The organism is uncultured Shimia sp. (genome assembly GCF_947498095.1).
Lineage (GTDB): Bacteria > Pseudomonadota > Alphaproteobacteria > Rhodobacterales > Rhodobacteraceae > Shimia.
This window is the reverse complement of sequence record NZ_CANMJE010000006.1, coordinates 132,826-150,470: the sequence shown is the minus strand read 5'-3', so window position 1 is coordinate 150,470 and position 17,645 is coordinate 132,826. Positions and strand designations below refer to the sequence as shown.

The 17,645-nt window shown below is 57.3% G+C and carries 15 protein-coding genes; 6 read left to right on the top strand and 9 right to left on the bottom strand.

Annotated features, from left to right (window positions below):
- The first annotated feature begins 59 nt into the window (after positions 1–59).
- From Q0932_RS12185 to Q0932_RS12165, 5 genes are all read left to right on the top strand, one after another.
- On the top strand, positions 60–1,205 hold the full coding sequence (locus tag Q0932_RS12185; protein ID WP_299353126.1) for an acyl-CoA dehydrogenase family protein: 1,146 nt from the start codon (positions 60–62) through the stop codon (positions 1,203–1,205).
- A gap of 15 nt (positions 1,206–1,220) precedes the next feature.
- A complete protein-coding gene (locus tag Q0932_RS12180) occupies positions 1,221–2,261 on the top strand; it encodes an enoyl-CoA hydratase/isomerase family protein (RefSeq protein WP_299353123.1) in 1,041 nt (346 codons plus the stop codon).
- Positions 2,262–2,264: 3 nt separating this feature from the next.
- A complete protein-coding gene (gene mmsB, locus Q0932_RS12175) occupies positions 2,265–3,137 on the top strand; it encodes a 3-hydroxyisobutyrate dehydrogenase (RefSeq protein ID WP_299353120.1) in 873 nt (290 codons plus the stop codon).
- Entirely contained in the window at positions 3,137–3,808 is a 672-nt protein-coding gene (locus Q0932_RS12170) for a Crp/Fnr family transcriptional regulator (RefSeq protein WP_299353117.1), read from the top strand. Before mmsB ends, Q0932_RS12170 begins: the two co-directional genes overlap by 1 nt.
- A 70-nt stretch (positions 3,809–3,878) precedes the next feature.
- Positions 3,879–4,073, top strand: coding sequence for a DUF2892 domain-containing protein (locus tag Q0932_RS12165; protein ID WP_299353114.1), 195 nt, complete (start codon positions 3,879–3,881; stop codon positions 4,071–4,073).
- Between the two features lie 44 nt (positions 4,074–4,117).
- On the opposite strand, the gene uvrA is transcribed toward Q0932_RS12165, so the two are convergent.
- The 3 genes from uvrA to lpdA all read right to left on the bottom strand — a co-directional run bounded on the left by uvrA (position 4,118) and on the right by lpdA (position 9,129).
- Complete coding sequence (uvrA, locus tag Q0932_RS12160; RefSeq protein WP_299353111.1) at positions 4,118–6,976, bottom strand: excinuclease ABC subunit UvrA; 2,859 nt, start codon at positions 6,974–6,976, stop codon at positions 4,118–4,120.
- A gap of 151 nt (positions 6,977–7,127) precedes the next feature.
- Positions 7,128–7,688 (bottom strand): methyltransferase domain-containing protein, encoded by a 561-nt coding sequence (locus Q0932_RS12155; protein WP_299353108.1) that lies wholly within the window; start codon positions 7,686–7,688, stop codon positions 7,128–7,130.
- A gap of 46 nt (positions 7,689–7,734) precedes the next feature.
- A complete protein-coding gene (gene lpdA, locus Q0932_RS12150) occupies positions 7,735–9,129 on the bottom strand; it encodes a dihydrolipoyl dehydrogenase (RefSeq protein WP_299353105.1) in 1,395 nt (464 codons plus the stop codon).
- A 146-nt stretch (positions 9,130–9,275) separates the two neighbouring features.
- On the opposite strand from lpdA, the gene Q0932_RS12145 reads away from it, so the two are divergent.
- A complete protein-coding gene (locus tag Q0932_RS12145) occupies positions 9,276–9,701 on the top strand; it encodes a hypothetical protein (protein WP_299353102.1) in 426 nt (141 codons plus the stop codon).
- Between the two features lie 10 nt (positions 9,702–9,711).
- On the opposite strand, the gene Q0932_RS12140 is transcribed toward Q0932_RS12145, so the two are convergent.
- From Q0932_RS12140 to Q0932_RS12115, 6 genes are all read right to left on the bottom strand, one after another.
- Positions 9,712–10,305: a DUF924 family protein gene (locus Q0932_RS12140; RefSeq protein WP_299353099.1), complete on the bottom strand. Its 594-nt coding sequence runs from the start codon at positions 10,303–10,305 to the stop codon at positions 9,712–9,714.
- Positions 10,306–10,405: 100 nt separating this feature from the next.
- Positions 10,406–11,671 (bottom strand): MFS transporter, encoded by a 1,266-nt coding sequence (locus Q0932_RS12135; protein ID WP_299353096.1) that lies wholly within the window; start codon positions 11,669–11,671, stop codon positions 10,406–10,408.
- A 188-nt stretch (positions 11,672–11,859) separates the two neighbouring features.
- On the bottom strand, positions 11,860–12,648 hold the full coding sequence (locus tag Q0932_RS12130) for a Hint domain-containing protein (RefSeq protein WP_299353093.1): 789 nt from the start codon (positions 12,646–12,648) through the stop codon (positions 11,860–11,862).
- A 42-nt stretch (positions 12,649–12,690) separates the two neighbouring features.
- Positions 12,691–12,912, bottom strand: coding sequence for a hypothetical protein (locus tag Q0932_RS12125; protein ID WP_299353090.1), 222 nt, complete (start codon positions 12,910–12,912; stop codon positions 12,691–12,693).
- Positions 12,913–13,134: 222 nt separating this feature from the next.
- Complete coding sequence (gene queA, locus Q0932_RS12120) at positions 13,135–14,181, bottom strand: tRNA preQ1(34) S-adenosylmethionine ribosyltransferase-isomerase QueA (RefSeq protein ID WP_299353087.1); 1,047 nt, start codon at positions 14,179–14,181, stop codon at positions 13,135–13,137.
- Positions 14,178–17,582: an AsmA-like C-terminal region-containing protein gene (locus Q0932_RS12115; protein WP_299353084.1), complete on the bottom strand. Its 3,405-nt coding sequence runs from the start codon at positions 17,580–17,582 to the stop codon at positions 14,178–14,180. The genes queA and Q0932_RS12115 overlap by 4 nt, the downstream gene beginning before the upstream one ends.
- Between the last annotated feature and the right edge of the window lie 63 nt (positions 17,583–17,645).

Here is a 17,645-nt window from a genome sequence, read left to right as displayed (position 1 = left end):
TTGGTGCAAGATTTGTATAATTTAACGACCGTTCAATTTCGCGTTTTGGGAGAGACCTGATGGATTTTGCACTTTCCGAAGAACAGACACTGATCTTCGACATGGCCCGCAGCTTTGGTGAAGAGCATATCGCGCCGAACGCGCAAAAATGGGAAGCCGAAGGCTCCATCCCCAAGGAACTCTGGCCGCAACTGGCAGAACTGGGCTTTGGCGGTCTCTACGTGAGCGAGGAATACGGTGGCTCGGGCCTCTCGCGCCTTGACGCGACGCTGGTGTTCGAAGCACTGGCCATGTCCTGTCCCGCCGTGGGGTCCTTCCTGTCGATCCACAACATGTGCGGCGGCATGATCGACAAGTTTGGCACCGAGGAAAACAAGGCGAAATGGCTGCCAGATCTTTGCACCATGGACAAAGTGTTCTCTTACTGCCTGACCGAACCCGGGTCCGGGTCAGACGCCGCCGCGCTGCGCACGCGTGCGGACAAGACCAACGAAGGCTACAACATGAACGGAACTAAAGCGTTCATCTCGGGCGGCAACTATTCCGACGTCTACGTCACAATGTGCCGCACCGGTGAAGATGGCCCAAAGGGTATCTCGACCATGATCGTTGAAGACGGCATGGCTGGCCTTAGCTTTGGTGCTAACGAGAGGAAAATGGGCTGGCAGGCGCAACCCACATCGCAAGTACAGTTCGACGATTGCGTTGTCCCGCATGAGAACCTTTTGGGTGTAGAAGGCAAAGGGTTCACCTATGCCATGGCCGGGCTGGATGGCGGGCGCCTGAACATTGCCGCATCGGCTCTTGGTGGCGCCCAAAACGCGCTGGACCTGACGATGCAATACATGTCCGAACGCAAGGCATTCGGGAAATCCATCAATCAATTCCAAGCCTTACAGTTCCGCCTCGCCGAGTATGAAACCCGCTTGCAAGCTGCCCGCACTTTCCTGCGTCAGGCCGCGTGGAAGCTGGACAATGGCGCGCATGATGCCAGCAAATTCTGTGCCATGGCCAAATTGATGGTCACCGACGCTGCGTTTGACGTGGCCAACGGCTGCCTGCAACTGCACGGCGGTTACGGCTACCTTGCGGACTATGGCATCGAAAAGATCGTGCGCGACCTGCGCGTGCACCAAATCCTAGAAGGCACCAACGAGATCATGCGCCTCATCATCTCGCGCCAGATGATCGCGGATGCGGCGTAAGGACAAATGCAAGACATGAGCGACATTTCCATCCGCAAGGCGGGCAAAACCGGCCGCATCACCTTTACCCGCCCCAAGGCGCTGAATGCGATGTCTTATGACATGTGCACCGCCATAGAAGACGCGTTGGACGCCTGGGCAAGCGACGACGATGTCAAGATGATCGTCATTGATGCCGAAGGCGACAAAGCTTTTTGTGCGGGCGGCGACATTGCCGAGATCTACGAGACAGGAATCAACGAAAATTTCGCATTTGGACAAACATTCTGGGCTGATGAGTACCGAATGAATGCCAAAATGTTCGAATTTCCCAAGCCAGTCGCGGCCTTCATGCAGGGCTTTACGATGGGTGGCGGCGTTGGTGTGGGCTGTCACGGCAGCCACCGCATTGTTGGAGACACCAGCCAGATCGCCATGCCGGAATGTGGCATTGGTCTCGTTCCGGATGTCGGCGGCTCTTACATTCTGGCCCACGCGCCGGGGCGTCTTGGCGAGTATCTGGGCCTGACAGCAGCCCGCCTGAACGCGGGAGATGCGATTCACGCGGGCTTTGCCGACTATTACCTCCCCGAGGCCAAATGGCCCGCCCTGATCCGGCTGCTGGAAGAGACCGGCGACTGGACCATGATCGACAACGCCGCACATCACATTGACCCCGGCCCGATCACCGCACAAGCCTCTGAGATCGACGCCTGTTTCGCAGGCGAAGCTTTGGTGGACATTGTGACCTTGCTGAACACCACCGACAGCGACTTTGCCCGTGACACGTTGAAGAAACTGTCGCGCAACTCGCCGTTGGCCATGGGCTGCGCAGTTGAGATCATCCACCGCGTGCGCGCCCGCGACAACTTCCGCGAAGCACTTGGACAGGAATACCGCTTTACCTATCGCGCGATGGAACACGGCGATTTCCTCGAAGGCATTCGCGCACAAATCATCGACAAAGACCGAAATCCCCAATGGAAACATGATCTGAGCGCCCTGCCCGCCGTGGCGGTCAGCCAGATGCTCATGCCTCTTGGTGATGCGGCACTGACATTCGAAAAGGGAGGGTAAGCCATGAAAATCGGATTCATCGGACTGGGCAACATGGGTGGCCCGATGGCGGCGAACCTGGCCAAAGCAGGCCATGAGGTCACTGGCTTTGACATGGCAGATGTGGCCATTGATGGCGTCGCGATGGCGCCTTCAGGTGCCGAGGCGGCCAAGGGCGCCGACGTGGTCATCACCATGCTGCCCAATGGCGCCATTTTGCGCGCGGTTGCGGCGGACATCATTCCGGCGATGACGGCAGGTGCCGCACTGGTCGACTGTTCAACCGTGGATGTGGAAAGCGCGCGTGCCGTGGCAGATCAGGCCGCGGCAGCGGGTCTGCTGTCCGTCGATGCTCCGGTGTCCGGCGGCATAGGCGGCGCAGCTGGCGGCACGTTGACCTTCATGGCAGGCGGCAGCACAGACGCCTTTGCCAAGGCCGATCCGCTGTTTGACATCATGGGCCAAAAGGCGGTGCATTGTGGCGAGGCCGGTGCCGGTCAGGCGGCCAAGATCTGCAACAATATGATCCTTGGCGCCACCATGATTGCAACCTGCGAAGCCTTTGCTTTGGCTGACAAATTGGGGCTTTCGCGCGATAAGATGTTCGACGTGGTCTCAACCTCATCCGGCTATAGCTGGACGATGAACGCCTATTGCCCGGCCCCCGGCGTTGGCCCGCAATCCCCCGCGGACAACAACTATCAGCCGGGCTTTGCCGCCGACCTGATGTTGAAAGACCTGCGTCTGTCGCAACAGGCGGCCGAGGCCGTGGATGCTGACACGCCCATGGGGCAAAAGGCGCGCGATCTTTATGCGCAATTTGTCGAGAATGAAGACGGCGCTGGCATGGATTTCTCAGCGATGCTGCCACGGTTCGAAAAACGCGGGCGCGACTGATGGAATGGGTTGGTGAGGACACTGCCCTTGCCGCCCTGCCCGTACCGGACAAGGTGCGGCTCTCGCAACTGACTCCGATGAAGCTTCCCAAAGGCGCCCGGCTTTTCCAGCCGGGAGATCCGGTTCAGGGCTATGCCATTGTGCTGGCTGGCCGGGTGGACGTAACTCTGGCAACCGCCTCGGGGCGCGAGATACTGATCTATTCCGTCGTGCCGGGGCAATCCTGCATCCAGTCCACGTTGGGGTTGATGGGGGGAGACACCGATTATAGTGCACAAGCCGAAACGACCGAGGACACGCGGCTCGTGTTGCTGCCTCGCGCACTGTTTTCTGATTTGATGGCAACATCCGACGCCTTTCGTGCGGTGGTGTTCAACGCCTTTGCCGGGCGCATGCAGTTGATGATGGAAATGCTGGAGAAATTGGCGTTTCAGACCGTCGAAGCCCGGCTGGCTGAGCGCTTGTTGAAACTGGAGACGCAGCCCGCTGCACCCATTCACATCACACAAGCTGAACTGGCCGCCCAGCTTGGCACCGCACGCGAGGTTGTGTCGCGTCGGCTTGAAACCTGGGCCAAACGCGGCATCGTCGAGACCGGGCGCGGCACGGTAATGATCCTGGATCGCGAGCGTTTGCGAGCGGCAGCTCTGGCAGAACGCGGCGCTGTGTGACCGCGGTCACAGACAGCCCAAAGGAATCCTACTAGACAGCAGGCAATTCATTGCAACGAAAGGAAAAACCATGCTGTCGAAGAATGTCGGAAGCGTAGACCGTATTGCCCGCCTCGCCCTGGGTATCTTGCTGATCCTTGGTGCTGTTATGGGCTATGGCGCCTGGATGTGGATTGGGGTTATCCCATTGGCCACCGGCCTGATGTCATCCTGTCCAATCTACTCAATCTTTGGCATCCGCACCTGCCCGATGCCAAAGGACTGACAAGACTGAATGAGGCTCTCGGGGGTTTCTATCCCCGAAAGCCCTTACTCAGCGGCGACCTTACGCGCGTTCAACATGTCTTTGAGGTAGTGACCGGTATGACTGCGCTTGGCCTTGGCCACATCCTCGGGTGTGCCGACCGCGACGATCTCACCGCCGCCGTCCCCACCTTCGGGGCCAATATCAATGATCCAGTCGGCGGTCTTCACTACGTCGAGGTTATGTTCGATCACGATCACTGTGTTGCCCTGATCAACCAGTTCATGCAGCACCTCTAAGAGCTTTCGCACGTCTTCGAAATGTAGACCCGTCGTGGGTTCATCAAGAATGTAGAGCGTGCGTCCCGTAGACCGTTTGGCCAGCTCTTTTGACAGTTTCACCCGCTGTGCTTCACCGCCAGAGAGCGTGGTCGCTTGTTGGCCAACCTTGATATAGCCAAGGCCCACGCGAGCCAGCGCATCCATCTTGTCCCGGATGCTGGGCACAGCCTTGAAAAACTCTTGTGCGTCCTCGACGGTCATATCCAAAACGTCGGCTATGCTCTTGCCTTTAAACTTAATTTCCAAAGTTTCGCGGTTGTAACGTGCGCCCTGACAGGTTTCGCAGGTGACATAGACATCCGGCAGGAAGTGCATCTCGATCTTGATCAAACCATCGCCGGAACAGGCCTCGCAACGCCCACCCTTAACGTTGAAGCTGAAGCGGCCCGGCTTGTAGCCGCGCGTCTTGGCCTCGGGCAACCCAGCAAACCAATCGCGGATGGGCGTAAAGGCACCGGTATAGGTTGCGGGGTTGGATCTCGGCGTACGCCCGATGGGGCGTTGGTCGATGTCGATCACCTTGTCCAGATGCTCGAGCCCCTTGATGGTTTCGCAAGGCGCCGGTGTCTGGCGTGCGCCGTTCAAACGCATTGAAGCAGTCTTGAACAGGGTCTCAATCGTGAGGGTCGATTTGCCCCCGCCCGATACGCCGGTGACGCAGACAAATTTACCCAGAGGGAAATCCGCGGTCACGTTCTGCAGGTTGTTGCCGGTCGCTTTGACCACGCTCACCGATTTGCCGTTGCCCTCGCGCCGATCCAAAGGAATCGCAATCTCGCGCTGGCCAGACAGGTATTGGCCGGTCAGTGACGCAGCATCTGCGGCGATCTCTTCCGGTAATCCTTGGGACACCACCTGCCCACCGTGAACCCCGGCGCCGGGACCGATGTCAAAGACATAATCCGCCTCGCGGATCGCTTCTTCGTCATGTTCAACGACAATCACTGTATTGCCCTGATCACGCAGGTTCTTGAGCGTCCCCAAAAGCCGGTCGTTGTCGCGTTGATGCAAGCCGATTGAAGGTTCATCCAAGACATAGAGAACCCCGGTCAGACCTGAACCGATCTGGCTGGCCAAACGGATACGCTGGCTCTCGCCACCCGACAGGGTTCCACTTGAACGTGACAGCGTAAGATATTTTAATCCCACGTTATTCAGGAACCCAAGGCGCTCGCGAATCTCTTTGACGATGGCGCGCGCAATCTCTTGTTTCTGGGGAGTCAGATGGTTGGGAACATCCTCGATCCAGGCCAAGGCCTCGCGGATCGACATCTGCACCACATGACCCACATGCAGCTTGGCAATCTTGACCGCCAGCGCCTCTTCGCGCAGGCGGTGACCCCGGCAGGTGCCGCAAGGACGATTGTTCTGATAGCGTTCAAACTCTTCGCGAATCCAGTTCGAATCCGTCTCGCGATAGCGCCGCTCCATGTTGGGGATCACGCCCTCGAACACACGTGTCACCTGATAGACGCGCCCACCCTCGTCATAGCGGAACTCAATCTCTTCTTCACCCGAGCCATACAAGAACACCTGCTGCACCTTTTTCGGCAGTTTTTTCCACGGTGTGTTGCGGTCAAACTGAAAGTGTTTCGCAATGGCTTCAATGGTTTGCAGGAAATAGGGTGACTTGCCTTTGCGCCACGGCGCCAAAGCGCCGTCGTAAACCTTCAGCGTTTGATCCGGCACGACGAGGCGTTCGTCAAAGAACAGCTCCATCCCCAAACCGTCGCAATCCGGACAGGCCCCAAAGGGGGCGTTGAACGAGAACAGGCGCGGTTCGATCTCGGGAATGGTAAAACCGCTGACCGGACAGGCAAAATTCTCGGAAAAGGTGATGCGTTCAGGATCATCATCTTTCGGCGCGGTCTCCAGAACGGCAATGCCATCCGCCAGATCCAAGGCGGTGCGCAGACTGTCGGCCAACCGGGTTTCCAGCCCTTCGCGCACAACGATCCGGTCCACCACGACGTCAATGTCGTGGCGAAACTTCTTGTCCAGCGTGGGCGGTTCATCGAGCTCAAAAAATACGCCATCCACCTTGACGCGCTGAAAGCCCTGCTTGCGTAACTCCAGGAATTCTTTGCGATATTCCCCCTTTCGATCGCGCACGATCGGGGCAAGAAGATAGCCACGCGTGCCCTCTTCCAAGGTCATGATCCGGTCCACCATGTCCTGCACCTGTTGCGCCTCGATGGGCAACCCGGTGGCCGGGCTGTAGGGCGTGCCAACACGGGCAAACAACAACCGCATATAGTCATAAATCTCGGTCACTGTGCCGACGGTCGAGCGCGGGTTCTTCGATGTGGTCTTTTGCTCGATCGAAATCGCCGGAGACAGCCCGCTGATATGATCCACGTCGGGTTTTTCCATCATGTCGAGAAACTGGCGCGCATAGGCCGACAGGCTTTCGACATAGCGCCGCTGGCCCTCTGCATAGATCGTGTCAAACGCCAGTGAGGACTTGCCCGAGCCGCTGAGGCCGGTAATCACAACCAGCTGATCGCGCGGGATATCCACATCGATGCTTTTGAGGTTGTGTTCGCGCGCGCCGCGCACTTCGATATTCTTCAACTCGGCCATAAACGTCCCCGCACCCGCGCGCCATCCAACAGTGGTGGGCGCATCTCTTAGAAATAGGCAAGCTAGAGCAGAAGGCCAAGAAGAAAATGTGAACAAAGTGTGAACAAGCGCAGCGCCGCTGACGAAAACTGTCAGCAGGATGCCTCAGGCGTCAGCTTTTTTGCGCCAAGGCCCATGCGCAGATGGGCATCTCGGGGTCATTGTCCAGCGGATCCTGTGCTTTGTCATACTCCGGCGGCCACGGCACTTCGAGGTTTCGCTGCGCGGCGTGTCGATTGCCCCATTGCTCGGAATAGACGTCACGCTCATCAAACCCGCATTCAATCATCAGGTTTTTGAGACCCCGAGCCGACCAGCGGGAACAGTCATTTGGTGCCGCGTGGAACGGGATGAAAAACGGCACTGCGACCCAGAAGTGCCCACCCTTGCGCAGCATCTTGCGGATGTTCTTGGTGGCCGCATAGGGCCGGTCCAAATGCTCCCAGACCTGATTGGCCATGATCAGGTCGAACTTGCGAACACGGTCGTCTTTGTCACGGAAGGGTCCGGCGCAGATATCATGACGGGGATAGCGGTACTGTTCGTAAGTCTTGAAGTTGAAGTTTGCACCCCATCCTCCTGATATTTCAGCAACATCCAACTTGTGAGGGCGCAAGGATCGGATCATTTCCCGGCTCGATGCCGACATGACAATCCGGTTGAGACTGGCCATGGCTGACCCCCTTTTGACTGATTACCGACCCGCGCAAGAGCAGCGTTTACATGTGGATCACGCGGCCATATGCGTCGAGCACGCTTTCGTGCATCATCTCGCTTAGCGTGGGGTGTGGGAAGACCGTATTCATCAGGTCTTCTTCCGTGGTTTCCAGCTGACGGCCCACCACGTAGCCTTGGATCATTTCGGTGACTTCTGCACCAACCATATGGGCGCCCAAGAGTTCCCCGGTTTTGGCGTCAAAGATGGTTTTCACCAGCCCCTCAGCCTCACCTAAGGCGATGGCCTTGCCGTTGCCGATGAACGGGAAGCGACCGACTTTGATGTCATAACCCAGTTCCTTGGCCTTGGCCTCGGAATAGCCGACGCTGGCCACCTGTGGATGGCAGTAAGTGCAGCCCGCAATGCTTTCGGGCTTCACTGCATGGGGTTTCCCGCCTGCGATCAGTTCGGCCACCATTACCCCCTCGTGTGACGCCTTATGGGCCAGCCACGGCGCCCCCGCGATGTCTCCAATCGCATAGAGCCCATCCACTCCCGTACGGCAGTAAGCATCTGTCACCACATGGGTGCGGTCGACTTTGACGCCCAAGCCTTCCAGCCCCAGCCCTTCGACATTGCCGACAATGCCGACGGCAGAGATCACCGTGTCAAAGTCGTGTTTTTCGACCTTTCCTTTGACCTCAATATGCGCGGTCACTTTGCCTTTGCCGCGATCCAGCTGTTTGACCATCGCCTTTTCCATGATGGTCATGCCTTGTTTGACAAAGGATTTCTTAGCAAAGGCGCTGATCTCAGCGTCCTCAACTGGCAGCACCCGATCCATCACCTCGACCACAGTCGTGTCTGCACCCAAGGTGTTGTAAAAGCTGGCAAACTCGATACCAATAGCACCCGATCCGATGACCAAAAGCTTCTTGGGCATGCGCACCGGGTCGAGAGCATGTTTGTACGTCCAGACCAGATCACCATCCGCTTCAAGCCCTGGAAGCTCGCGTGCCCGTGCGCCTGTGGCCAGTACGATGTTTTTCGCTGTCAGCTCTTCCGTACCCTTTTCGGTTTTGACTGAAACCTTGCCCTTGGAGGGCAGCGTCGCTTCACCTATGACCACTGTGATCTTGTTCTTTTTCATCAGGTGACCAATGCCACCAGACAGTTGTTTGGCCACACCACGCGAGCGTTTTACAACCGCGTCAAGGTCATAGCCGATATTGTCCGCCTTAAGGCCAAACTCACCGGCGCGCTCCATGAGATGGAACACCTCTGACGACCTCAGCAGCGCTTTGGTCGGGATACAGCCCCAATTCAGACAGATGCCACCCAGATGCTCGCGTTCGACAATCGCCACCTTGAGCCCAAGCTGCGCGCCACGAATGGCTGCCACATAGCCTCCGGGGCCTGCACCGATCACGATCATGTCGAAAGATTTGGCTGCCATCTGTTTCTCCCTGGTCTCTTTCAGGCGAGCCTAGAACAGAAGCCGGGGCACTTCAACGAAACAGCCAGCCAGAGACAATCTTGATGTTTTCCTGAAGCCTGCCTTGGTCCATGATGCGTCTGGATGTCTGGCAAAGGAGCGGATGGATGAAAACTGTAAAGAACTTGTTGTTGGCGATGGTGAACGCCACGCTGATCCTGATTGTCCTGGCGTTGTTTCTGATTTGGCAGATCTCGAACACCGCAGAACGCGTTGCGGGCAATTTCGCTGAGAACCTGGACGTTTTGAAACCCGTCACATCCGGCGTTGGTGATTTGCAGACCGAGGTTGCGGCGCTGCGGGCAGATGTGGCGGCCCTTGCGACGGGCTCTCAGGTGGGATTGGGGCAAAGACGCGCAGAGATCGACAGGCGCCTTGGCGCACTTGATCTCAAGTTAGAGGGTTTCAACAGCTCGCTGGCACAGATCGCCGAGACACCCGACAGGCTGATGGAAGCCGCGATTGAAACCGCCGCGGACAAAGCTGCCAGCACGATCATTGACATGCGAAACTGTCAAAAACCCGAAGCCTAGGTCGCGCGCTTTAGGCGGCGGCGACCTGACATTTATGCTGCAATCCCTGCACGGTGTAGCCATACCCGCCGAGATCGATGTATTCCTTCTCGGGTCCGGTATAGTTCCGCGACAACGCATCATTGCGATACGGGAAGCGACCAAACTGACGGATCACTTCGCGATGCGCCTTGGCATGAAGCATGTTCGAGGCACCGGTTTCCGGCATCCTCTCCATCATCATGCGCACGCAACGCTCCTGATCACACAGATTCTCGGAATGCATCAACGGGAGATAGAAGAACTGGCGTGCCGGTTCGTCGATCCTGAGATCCCATTTCTGATGTATCGAGGCCTTGGCGGCTGCCAAAGCGATCCGATCCGAGCAAAACGCCCGCGCCGTTCCTCGGAACATATTTCGCGGGAACTGATCTGTCAGGATGATGTAAGCCAACGCGCCGCTTGGGTATGTCAGCCACTGCGCAAAACTGCCCTCTTGCGCTTCTTTCCAGGTATCCAGAAAACGATCGCGGATCTTTTGATCCAACTCTTCGGATACTTGATACCAACCTTCCGGACCGACGTCGTCGAGCCAGAACTTCAAGATTTCTTCGGGCCCTGCCATGCCCAAACTCCTTGTATGAGTCACCCACCACGGTGACATAAAAATGTTACACACGAACCTATGGTTTTTTTAAGTAACAAATTGCGACAAGTGCGACATATTATTGAGCGTTTTCCGCTTCTTCCTCTTCCAGAGCCGTTTCAATGGCGAATTCTTGCGCAACTTCGACCGCGAACGGTGAAGATGTAGGCAGAACCGCAGCATAGCTGCTGGTGTCTTCAACAGCGATGGCCGGGCGACGCGTCATGCGGAACGCCGCATAGGCAGCTGTCGCAAGCATCAGGATAGCTAGGAACAGGAAGTATCCGGAGGATCCGGAAACCCCCATCAACCACCCTGTCAGAACCGGACCGGCAATTGCGCCCAACCCATTGATAAAGACCATCCCGCCCGAGGCGGCGGCCATATCATCATGCTCAAGATAGTCGTTGGCGTGCGCAATCAGCAGTGAGTAAAGCGGATTGGAGAACCCCCCAATCAGGGCGGCGGCCATCAAGAGCATGGCAAAGCTTGACCCCAACAACATGCCGATGATCGCGCCAGCACCACCAATCAACCCGGCAAACATGATCAGCACACGGCGGTCCATGCGATCCGAGAGCCACCCCAGCGGGTATTGCACGAGCATGCCGCCGACATAGAAAGACGCAACAAAGATCGAAATCTCGGTCACCGACAGGCCGATTGAGGCAGCATAAACCGCCGACATGCCGAACTGTGCGGAAAAGATACCGCCCAAAAGGAACATCCCCACCACTCCAAGCGGCGAGATAAGGAACAGCTCTCGCAGGCTCATCGGTTTGGTTGCCTCGAAGGCAGGGGTTGGCGAGATGCTGAGGAGAATGGGCGCAAACGAGATCGAAACCAGAACCGAGGGAATCACGAACAGCACAAAGCCCGAGGGGTCTGCCGTGACCATGATGGCCTGCGCAGTGATCACGCCGATCATCTGGACAATCACATAGAGCGACAGCGCCTGACCGCGCGTCTCGTTGGTGGCTGCGTTGTTCAGCCAGCTTTCTGCGGTGACATACACGCCCGAGAAACAGAACCCCAGCATGACGCGGCAGAGGAACCAGACGGTTGGGTTGGCGAAGGTCGGAAAGATGATGATCATCGCCGAGATGAATGATGCCAGTGCGGCAAACACGCGGACATGGCCAACGCGCCGGATCATTTCAGGCGTCACTCGCGAGCCGCCGAGGAACCCAAGAAAGTAGCCCGACATCACCAAAGACATCTCAAAGGTCGAAAACCCTTCGATTTCGCCACGAATGCCCAAGAGGGTCGATTGCACACCGTTGCCAAGCGTCAGCAACAGCATTCCCAACAACAGCGCCCATGCGCCCGACAAGAACTGGAACATCTCGCAACTCCTTGCGCGAATCTTTCACTTAGAAGGCCCAGATCACATGGCCAGATGACGGCTGTATGCTCCGTCTACGACGAGGCTAGCACGTTTGCGGCAAGAAAACGGTCTTTCGTTCTGTGCAAAGTGGAAAAGCGGTCGTTGGCGCCTACGCTTTGTTGCGCCGCGCGCATAAGAGCCAGCGTTCAAATATGCGCCAAAAGTGGTTTTTGGTTCTTGATGTGGCGCCCGACCAATTCCCTGACATGTTTGCCTTTTTCCGGGATGTGGCGGGCCGCAACCGGCGTGAACTCAGGACTGCAAAGCTCTGGGAACAGGGTCATCACCTCTTCTCGGGCCTCAGCACCTATGGCGTTCAACGCCTCGCGCCCGGCAAACAGGCTCTCGGTTGGGGCGCCTTCGGAAAACACGATCCCATGTTTGTCAAAGAGCATGTGATAGTACGAGACAGACTGAGCCTGCTCATCGACAAAGATACCGGGAATTTCGGTCAGCTTTTTGGCCGCAATCAGAGTTTCCTGTTCCCCGAAGATACGCTGCGCGATGGGGGACCGGACTAACACCCGATGCTGTGGTGATAAGGTCAAGTCGCGTTTGGGCAAACCATGACCCAAGGCCCCTGCCATGACCTGAATCGGTCGCAGCTTCGGATTGATCGCCAATTCACTTTGCTGAACATCGCGGCAACCAATCCAGCGAATAGGTTGCGCACCACTGTCCATCGTCAGAACAAGATCACCGACCTTCAGGTCGTCAATCGACCGCGGCCCCTCTGGGGTGTCAATCAATGTCTCGCCGGCAAAACACGGCACAACAGTGTCTGTCGGTATCCAGTTGTCGTTCTCAACGATGCCATTAATGGTAAGCGTGGTGTTGAGTGGCGGAATGTCTCCGTCCAAAAAGGCGAGGAAGTATCCCTGCTCTGCAGTCGGCCAATCAAAATCACCATCCCCGTTCAAATCATAGTCAAACACGCCGATATTATAGGTGTTTGTGCCGTCGCTGACCTGAATGGTTTAGTCCCAGGCGATAACCTCGCCGTTATAGGTCTGGCTGGTGTCGTTGGGGTTTTCGTTGGAAAAGTTGTCGCCGGCAATTTGCGTCGGATCAGCCCCATCCGTGATTGTAATCTCGGTATACGCACTGATCTGAAATTGCGTGCCCGGCGACGAATACGTCACCGAGTTATTGTTCAAATTCGTGTTGCCGCGCAAAGCGCCAAACAGGGTGATACTCATGAACCCGCCCACGTCGCCTGCAGTCTTTTGACTGTCTATCTCGACGAAATGTTACCTCAATGGCCAGAGAAACCTCTGGCTGCCTCAGGCAATAAGGCGCAAATGTGGCAACAAAATGGCAAAGCGCCTTTTTTGCCAGTTTGAAGCCCCCCGCACGGACTGTCTCGGAATTATTTGTTCAATAATTCAGCGGGATAGAGAAGTTTTCTCGAAAACCACCAATCATGGCAACAGCAAAGACGCATCGCCGTATGAGAAGAACCGGTAGCGGTTTGAGATTGCGTGGGCATAGATTTCAGCGATCCGATCCTGCCCCATAAGAGCCGACACCAGCATCATCAGTGTGGACTTGGGCAGGTGGAAATTGGTCATCAACGCATCCGCGACGTTAAATTGAAAACCGGGATAGATGAAGATGTCCGTGCCACCTTGCCACGGCGCAATCGTTCCGATGCGCGCTGCACTTTCGATCAGACGCAACGCGGTTGTGCCAACCGGGATTATACGCCCCCCATCTGCCTTGGTTTTGGCGATCTCCGCCGCGGCTTCGGGCGTCACCTGCCCCCATTCGGAATGCATTTTGTGCTGGGTTACGTCATCCACTTTGACCGGCAAGAAGGTTCCCGCCCCGACATGCAGCGTGACATAAGAAAACTGAACGCCGATCTCTGACAACCGATCCAACAAGGGTTGGTCAAAGTGAAGCGAAGCTGTTGGCGCGGCCACGGCGCCCGAATTTTCGGCCCAGACGGTCTGGTAGTCGGTTTTGTCCTGCTCGTCCGCTGCACGTTTGGCGGCAATGTAAGGGGGGAGCGGCATGGCCCCAGCCTCGGCCAGTGCCGCGTCAAAATCTTCCCCCTCCAGATCAAACTGCAAAAGCGCCTGACCATCTTCGCGCGCAACCAGCTGTGCTGAAAGGCGGTCCGAGAACACAATCTCTTCCCCGTCGCGTACCTTTTTCAATGGTTTGACCAAAGCGCTCCACTGGCCGCTGGCGCGTGGCTCAAGCAGGGTGACTTCGATCCGCGCTCGTGTCGTACCCTCTGCACCGGTGCGCGACCGATACCCGCTCAGCCGTGCCGGGATCACGCGCGTATCGTTCAGCACCAATCGGTCGCCCGGATGCAGCCAATCGGTCAGGTCGGACACCACGCTGTCGGTCATCCGCGCACCTTCGGCCACAAGCAGACGTGCGGACGAGCGCGGGTTGGCGGGCCGGGTCGCAATCAGCGCCTCGGGGAGGTCAAAGTCAAAATCTGAGAGTTTCATCGAAGATCGCTATCTTGGCCGCCATCGCCATCGTCAACATTCAAAGGCGTCGGATTCGGCGCAGTTCCGTCAGGTGTGCGGAAAATTCCCCTTAAAAAGCCCGGCGTCAAGGCCGAGAGCGGGTTGACCGAAATGCTATAGTCATCCGGCGGCCCTGTGAGCATGTAATTAAAGGCAATCAACCCTTCCCCTTTCTTGGAAATCACCCGCCCAACCGCGTTCAGCAAGTAGACTGGCGAAAACGCACCTTGGAAGTTCATACGGCTGTCACTGAGATTCATGGTTCCGTCCAGCGAAATCCCCATAGCGGGACCAACGGCGCTGCCTTGGTCGATGTGCAGTGTTGTGGGGGTCAGTCGAAATTCTGACGCGATTTCCGTCAGCGGAATACCCGGACCGTTGAGCTGATCCAGCAGTCCAACCACGCTGACTGTGTTCAGCATTTCTGCAAATGCGGGTGCATCCAGAACTTTGACGTTTCGAATGGACAATTGGCCCTGGAAATTGCCCGCACCGGGATCTTGCGCCAACCTTAAGGTCATCGCCCCCGGGCCACTTGTTTTGGCAATCCCAATTTCGCTGATCACATCTCCGCCGCGATCTGATGTGATCAGGAACTCTGAACCGGAGGCATTTGGGGACATTTCACCCTGAACCGTTGCCCCTCCGTTGAAACGACCCGTGAAGCTGCCAGAAATACCATTCTGATCGACGAACTGCCCTCGGAAGTCCGTCAGATAGTAGCTTTCAGTGATCTGGACCCTTTGCAGCTCTGCATCGATTGGGCCCAGTGCCGCATCACTGCCCCCGTCGCCCCCACCAGTTGGCAGTCCGCGAACGTCAAAACTGCCGCTGGACATCACCATCGCGGGTACCTGGCCCTCGCCCCGCCCGACGAGGGCACCTGTGCCACTCAGCCAGCTGCCGACTTCGAAGGATTGAAACTCGACCCGCTCAAGCCCCCCTTCAGGCCGTAACGCGACGGACCCGAGCACGGCCATTTCAGGGGCTTCAAATTGAAACCGGTCGACTGACACCGGTGAACTCAAAGTCATGTCCACCTCAAGCACTCCGGCGGCTTCAGGGGCCTTGCGATACCCAAGCGGCGCATAGTCCAGCCCCAAGCCGACCACGTCCGACCGCAGCGTCAGCGCCGGCGGTTTTCCCTTAACCAAATCAATGCGAAATGTTGCCGGGGCCTTTTCAGAAAAGGTTTCAAGTGGCAAGCCAACATCAAACTCTTGCACCGCAAGGCGGCTGATCTCAGCCTCTCCGGTCAAAACGCTCCGGCCGGTTGTCGCAGGTCCGATCGGGGACTCCCATCGCGCCTGAACAGGCAAGGCACCAACCGTGCCAACCCCGTCAATCCTGATATGATTGCTGTCCACAAACCCGGTCAGATCTGCCGCGATTTCTTTGCCCGGCAGGAAATGCGACGTGCGCACGTCGGTGCCCTCAAGATTGCCGGCAAAGACAATCTCATGCGGTTGTAGTTTCGGCTTGAGGATCAGGTCAATTTCGCCAAGCGCTTTGACCGTTCCCGTGGCAAAATCAACCGGCAGGCTGGCCTTGTCCATCACCTTGAGCGGCGGGCGGTTCAGGATAGACAAAGCTGCTGTGATCGGCCCCTTTGCGGCAAGCTGCACGCGTGCAGGGGATTGTTTGACACGCGTGTTTTTTATCAAGAACCCGGTGCCGGCGATGTCGAGTTTCCCACCAACATCCGCCTCCATATAGCCGGCTTCTGCCCCAACCATGAACTGGTTTTCCACAAAAGTCGCGACACCGCGGGCGGACTGGACAGGCGGCAAGGTCGGCACAACTGTCATGTCCAGATTATGGAATTGGAAATCGGCGAATACGTTTGGTGGCTGCGAGCCCCGAGATCGTACCGCGACATTGATATCGCGAATGTCGACGTTGTGGATGCGCTCGGCGATAACTTTGCGCAATCCCGGTTTGGCCTCAACAGGCCAGACTCCCAAAACCGCATCCCGCTTTAGCTGGGTCATAGTGCCGTCGATCGCATAGTCCCAATAGCGATTATCCGGTCTCAGATGGCCGCTGAGGCGAAGGCGCTGCCCCTGCTGGCTGAGAACAAGCTGACCAAGGCTGAGTTCGAACGGGTCCAGCCGCAACCGAAAATCGGCAAACGCGCTGTCCAGCGCAATCGGGCTGTTCTCAAGGACACGCGGGTTGACCTCGAGCTTGGTGAACTCCAACTGCCCCAATAGCTCTTGCGGGATGCCCAGATCGGGTCGGCGCAACATGACCCTGCCCTGTGCCGTTGCCGACACCAGATCCGCAGTCACGGAGAATTGGTCAAGGGTTAACAATTGGTGCTTGGGATCGTAGGTCAGATACGTGTTGGCACCCTCAAACGGGATCGGAAGAACCTGATCGTTCGGTTGCAGCGCGCCTTGGCCAATTTGCAGAGCAACCGCTGTTGGCCCCAACTCGCCTGCCTCGTTGGTCGACGCCCGCAATGAACCGGAAATCGGCGCATTCAAAATCTCAAGCCAGCCCAAAGCTGGCGTCTGTGTTGCAATCTCGCGAGCGGGCATGTCCTCAAAGGTTAACCCAAAATGCACACCGCTGGATTCAAGAGACAAATCCATTGAGGCCTCAATGGCCGAGACATAGGCCCGAGCTCCCAAGGCGACAAGATTGGCGCGAAAGGACACATCTTCGCGGTCGCGCGTCAACCGGGCCTGCCCGCCGTCAATGGTCCACCCCTGTCCTGCGCGCACATCCTCATAGCGCATGTTCAGGCCAGTGATCCGCACCTCTTGCAGTTTAGCCAAGCCCGGTCGATTGAGAATGCCGCCCACCACCTGGCCAATATTGGCAAGACTTGCCTGCATATTTGCACGCGATCCATCTTGGCCACCTTCGCCGAGCGTCAGGTTGAACGAGCCGTCATCCAGCCGCCGCACGCTCAGGAACACTTCCGCGATCTCAATGCTGGTTGGCGCAATCTGGCCGCTGATCAGACTATCGAAGGACAGGGCGACATTCACATCAGCCAGACGGATCACGCTTGAGCTGTTCTCCTCGCGCAATTGCAGGTCCTGCGCCCGAATGCGCGGGTGAAACCCCTCTTCGATGACGACCCCAAGTTTGCCCAAGGTAATGTCGAGATGCGGCAACTGCCTTGCCAGCAGCAATTCTGCGCGATTGGAAATCCACGAAGGCACCGTGATCGGGCGTCCCGTCGAAAGGAACAGCCCCAAGACCAACACGCCGACCAGCATCACCAGGCTGGCCATGACCCACAGGCCAACCTTGCGCCCGCGCGATCTAGGTCGGGGCGACTTCTCGGTGTCGGTCGGTGCCGGAGAAGTCTCTGGCTCGGGCTGGTCCGGTTCGCTCAGGGGAACCTCGTCTGGGTTATGTGTCACATGGTGACAAGATAGGGCTTGCCGCCCCGATGGGTCGCAATACTTTATGCCTGCCAAAGCAAA

Bases quoted from the DNA above. Each gene is read 5' to 3' on its own strand.
- queA (WP_299353087.1), bottom strand. From the start codon at position 14,181: ATGAAACTCTCAGATTTTGACTTTGACCTCCCCGAGGCGCTGATTGCG.
- Q0932_RS12165 (WP_299353114.1), top strand. From the start codon at position 3,879: ATGCTGTCGAAGAATGTCGGAAGCGTAGACCGTATTGCCCGCCTCGCC.
- Q0932_RS12125 (WP_299353090.1), bottom strand. From the start codon at position 12,912: ATGAGTATCACCCTGTTTGGCGCTTTGCGCGGCAACACGAATTTGAAC.
- Q0932_RS12170 (WP_299353117.1), top strand. From the start codon at position 3,137: ATGGAATGGGTTGGTGAGGACACTGCCCTTGCCGCCCTGCCCGTACCG.
- Q0932_RS12145 (WP_299353102.1), top strand. From the start codon at position 9,276: ATGAAAACTGTAAAGAACTTGTTGTTGGCGATGGTGAACGCCACGCTG.
- Q0932_RS12135 (WP_299353096.1), bottom strand. From the start codon at position 11,671: ATGTTCCAGTTCTTGTCGGGCGCATGGGCGCTGTTGTTGGGAATGCTG.
- lpdA (WP_299353105.1), bottom strand. From the start codon at position 9,129: ATGGCAGCCAAATCTTTCGACATGATCGTGATCGGTGCAGGCCCCGGA.
- Q0932_RS12185 (WP_299353126.1), top strand. From the start codon at position 60: ATGGATTTTGCACTTTCCGAAGAACAGACACTGATCTTCGACATGGCC.
- Q0932_RS12155 (WP_299353108.1), bottom strand. From the start codon at position 7,688: ATGGCCAGTCTCAACCGGATTGTCATGTCGGCATCGAGCCGGGAAATG.
- mmsB (WP_299353120.1), top strand. From the start codon at position 2,265: ATGAAAATCGGATTCATCGGACTGGGCAACATGGGTGGCCCGATGGCG.
- uvrA (WP_299353111.1), bottom strand. From the start codon at position 6,976: ATGGCCGAGTTGAAGAATATCGAAGTGCGCGGCGCGCGCGAACACAAC.
- Q0932_RS12140 (WP_299353099.1), bottom strand. From the start codon at position 10,305: ATGGCAGGGCCCGAAGAAATCTTGAAGTTCTGGCTCGACGACGTCGGT.
- Q0932_RS12180 (WP_299353123.1), top strand. From the start codon at position 1,221: ATGAGCGACATTTCCATCCGCAAGGCGGGCAAAACCGGCCGCATCACC.